The organism is Alishewanella jeotgali KCTC 22429, assembly GCF_000245735.1.
Lineage (GTDB): Bacteria > Pseudomonadota > Gammaproteobacteria > Enterobacterales > Alteromonadaceae > Alishewanella > Alishewanella jeotgali.
Genome location: NZ_AHTH01000058.1, coordinates 1 through 3,279, shown reverse-complemented (window position 1 = coordinate 3,279; position 3,279 = coordinate 1). Strand labels below are relative to the sequence as shown.

Here is a 3,279-nt window from a genome sequence, read left to right as displayed (position 1 = left end):
TTTGGTTCAGCCGCAGTTTGTAAGCGGCGCATTTACGATAAACTTTGCGCAGCGATTCGTTAAATGCGCTGCTTACAAACTGTCGAGCGTAAGCGCGAAGCGCTGGAGCGGCGCTGCAACCGTTTGTTATGTGTGCCTTTAAAATTTGTGCTTTTGTAGAAGCAAATTTCAATAAATTTCGGAATTTCCTGAGCGGATAAAAACTAAATTTCCTTCAGGGTCTTTAATTCTCAATATTGCCCCAGCTTTATTGTCAGAGAATTCGTGCTCTAAGTTCATTTCTTTGATTCTTGAAAGTACATTTATTTTTACACCTTCGTGAAATAAGCCAAAGTTAATACCCACAACTGGGTTTTTGGTTACCGACTTTAGGTCAATAATGAAATCAAGACCCGAGGAGCATTCAAGTCGATTTAAAATACTACCTAACTTAAATATTCCTAGAGTTTCTGTATAGAACATCTTCATGCTTGTGATATTTGTTGTTTCAAGCTCTAGAAACACCATATGCACCCTCTATGTTCACATAACGCTCAAAGCAGCTGCGCGGTACGCGTCGGCTGGCTTTGCTTGTTAGCAGCCCACACCGGACTTGCGCGGCTTGCCGCACTGGCAAACCCGAACAACGGCAGACTGCTGTTATTAAAAACGAAACCAGCCAGCTGCGATACGGCGAGCCAACCGGGACCTGTAAAACTGTTAAGCGAAGCAATAAAGAACAACGCTACCGCCACAACCGTTTGCAGCAAACCCGCAAACTGGCGAACTTAACCGTTTGGCGCTGCCGCTAAATAAACCAAACGCGAGCAATGCCCGAACAAAACTACTGACGAAAACAGTTAAAACCCCGAACACCTGCTAACGCTCAAAGCAGCTGCGCGGTACGCGTCGGCTGGCTTTGCTTGTTAGCAGCCCACACCGTACTTTCGCGGCTTGCCGCCCTGGCAAACCCGAACAACGGCAAGCTGCTTTTAATTAAAAACTAAACCAGCCAGCTGCGATACGGCGAGCCAACCGGAACCTGTAAAACTGTTAAGCGAAGCCAGGAAGAACAACGCTACCGCCACCACCGTTTGCAGCAAACCCGCAAACTAGCGAACTTAACCTTTTGGCGCTGCCGCTAAGAAAACCACACGCGAACAAGGCCGGAATAAAACCACTGACTAAAACTGTTAAAACCAGAACACCTGCTAACGCTTAGCACACGGGCGACAGGCCGCGCAGCGGGTTGGCGTCCCAGCGACCAACGGGAGCGAGTGATGCGCATTGTTAGCGGCGACAAAAACACAACCCACGCGGCACTGCCGCCAAGCGATGCCAACAAACGGCAACCCTGTGCAAAATTAAAACGTAACCAGCCAGGTGCGATACAGCGAAATGACTGGAATCCTAAAAACCTGTTGCAAGCGGAGCCAATAAACCAAAGGAACAACGCTACCGCACCATCAGAGATTGCACCTGCCCAACAAACTGGTGAGCCCGATGGAATAAATTAACAACTAAAATACAACTTAACGCAAGCAGAGCCGAAAAGTAAAACAGATTTTGTACACAAACCTTTTGGACAGCCGGCTAACGCCCGCCACAAACGCGAGCAACTTGTTGCGAGTCGAGCCGCGAAGCGGCGTTTTGGTGGCTTTTGTTAGGTAACATTTACCACCACTGGCTCAGTTCTGGTTAACACATGAATGATTTCATTTGTCGTCATTACGGAGTAATGGGATAGCTTATCGTTGCTTAAACACATGACGTTTGTTTTCGTTTTAGCATATTCAAGTAAGCTCGATGCTGTATAAACCCCAATAACTCCTGAGCTACGGTTCAAATGGTAATCCTGAAAATGACTACTTTCATCGTATGATTCGAAAAAAACGGTATCGGTGAACACCACAATGAACCTAATAGGATCATCGCCTTTTATATAAGTAACTAGGTTCAGGGTGAGTAACCCATCCTTATACGATAAATTATCTAAGCCCCAATCCTGGTAATCTTCGCTAATATCATCGATGGCACTGTTCATTGAGTTACCTAACGCCCCGCGCATGCGCGCGAACTTGTGAGCGTCGTAGGGGCCGGAGGCCCCGAATGACGCGGCTTGTTATATAACAACAATTACCTTACCTAAGAGCTAAATAATGTCGATAAAGCACCTTCAATTGATTTTTTAACTGCATTTTTATATGACTCTTCCTGATAAACCACCATTTTATTTTCAGTTAGTCTATAAGCAGTTGCATGCGTTGAGCTGTAAATTTCGCCTTCAATTACTATTGTGATATTGCACAGTATAAAGTCATCATTACCGTTCCAGTCTGTCGGAGAAAATACGCCTATCGAAGCAATGCTGGCAGATTGTGCCCCTCTCAAACGTTTTGCATAATAATCAATCACATCAAATTGCTGAATTATAACTTCACCTTTAAAACCAGCACCAAAGTGTTTCGTTATTGCATCGTTAAGCAATAACAGCTTAGAAGGTGTTATTGCCTGATCTGAGTGATAGTAGTGAGCATCAGTAAGCCGGACCTTACCTCCTTTTATTGAAATCTCACTCCTCTGATCAATAAATTTAACACTTTGATTATTAACTAAATCAGCGCTGCTTACTTGAAACTGAGTGCTGGCACAGCCAGATAATGCTAGTGCAAGTATCAAAAAAACCATTCGCATACTACTAACTCTCCGTTGATATATAACGCCCGCCACAAACGCGAGCAACTTGTTGCGAGTCGAGCGCCCAACGGGCGCGTTTTTGATGGCGATTGTTATATGACAATTCGCTCAATACCATCATCGAAGCTGGCTACTCTTGCCTTTACAATTTCCGTAATTGCCGGAAATATTGTGAAATCACCATTTAAAACCTGCTCACCATGTTCTTTTAACAACATAGCCAACAGCGGCAATTGCGCTATTTGGTTAAGAGTAAAGATGCTCTCTGTTGCTGGATATTCACCAGTTTTAGCTTTCACTAAATCGTAGAGATCGAAATTCTGGAAGCCTATACAACTACCAACTGCAACTCGGGCGTTCTCCCCCCAATTTATCCCTTCAACAATAACTTGAACAGTATCGCTTTTGTAACAAACCATAAATTGTTCGCTTTCATGCTCGCTAGAGACATTTTTTAGGCGGAAATCGTTTTCGAGAAACCTAAACTCTAGTAGGACGGCATCCCGAAAATTCTCATTACTTGGTAGCATACTGGCGAACCTAGTTTGTCATATAACGAGCCTGTAGAAAAACCTGTTTAGAGCACAGCATTTCTACTCTGGC

Annotated in this window: 5 protein-coding genes; 1 reads left to right on the top strand and 4 read right to left on the bottom strand. The window is 44.4% G+C overall.

Going from position 1 to position 3,279, the window contains the following annotated elements; all coding sequences use genetic code 11:
• Positions 1-168: 168 nt before the first annotated feature.
• Positions 169-507, bottom strand: a complete 339-nt coding sequence (locus AJE_RS17260) for a hypothetical protein (protein WP_008951929.1) — start codon at positions 505-507, stop codon at positions 169-171.
• 752 nt (positions 508-1,259) lie between these two features.
• Between AJE_RS17260 and AJE_RS17245 the strand changes: the two genes are divergently transcribed.
• Complete coding sequence (locus tag AJE_RS17245; RefSeq protein WP_008951927.1) at positions 1,260-1,496, top strand: hypothetical protein; 237 nt, start codon at positions 1,260-1,262, stop codon at positions 1,494-1,496.
• Positions 1,497-1,642: 146 nt separating this feature from the next.
• Here AJE_RS17245 and AJE_RS17240 read toward each other — a convergent pair whose 3' ends face one another.
• The 3 genes from AJE_RS17240 to AJE_RS17230 form a co-directional block, all read right to left on the bottom strand.
• On the bottom strand, positions 1,643-2,023 hold the full coding sequence (locus AJE_RS17240; protein ID WP_039928990.1) for a hypothetical protein: 381 nt from the start codon (positions 2,021-2,023) through the stop codon (positions 1,643-1,645).
• Between the two features lie 101 nt (positions 2,024-2,124).
• Positions 2,125-2,673 carry a hypothetical protein gene (locus AJE_RS17235; RefSeq protein ID WP_138984258.1) on the bottom strand — a complete coding sequence of 183 codons (549 nt, stop codon included), beginning with the start codon at positions 2,671-2,673 and terminating at the stop codon, positions 2,125-2,127.
• Positions 2,674-2,768: 95 nt separating this feature from the next.
• On the bottom strand, positions 2,769-3,206 hold the full coding sequence (locus tag AJE_RS17230) for a hypothetical protein (protein WP_008951924.1): 438 nt from the start codon (positions 3,204-3,206) through the stop codon (positions 2,769-2,771).
• Between the last annotated feature and the right edge of the window lie 73 nt (positions 3,207-3,279).

Coding starts and splice junctions, on each gene's coding strand:
- AJE_RS17260 (WP_008951929.1), bottom strand. CDS start 507: ATGGTGTTTCTAGAGCTTGAAACAACAAATATCACAAGCATGAAGATG.
- AJE_RS17245 (WP_008951927.1), top strand. CDS start 1,260: ATGCGCATTGTTAGCGGCGACAAAAACACAACCCACGCGGCACTGCCG.
- AJE_RS17240 (WP_039928990.1), bottom strand. CDS start 2,023: ATGAACAGTGCCATCGATGATATTAGCGAAGATTACCAGGATTGGGGC.
- AJE_RS17235 (WP_138984258.1), bottom strand. CDS start 2,673: ATGCGAATGGTTTTTTTGATACTTGCACTAGCATTATCTGGCTGTGCC.
- AJE_RS17230 (WP_008951924.1), bottom strand. CDS start 3,206: ATGCTACCAAGTAATGAGAATTTTCGGGATGCCGTCCTACTAGAGTTT.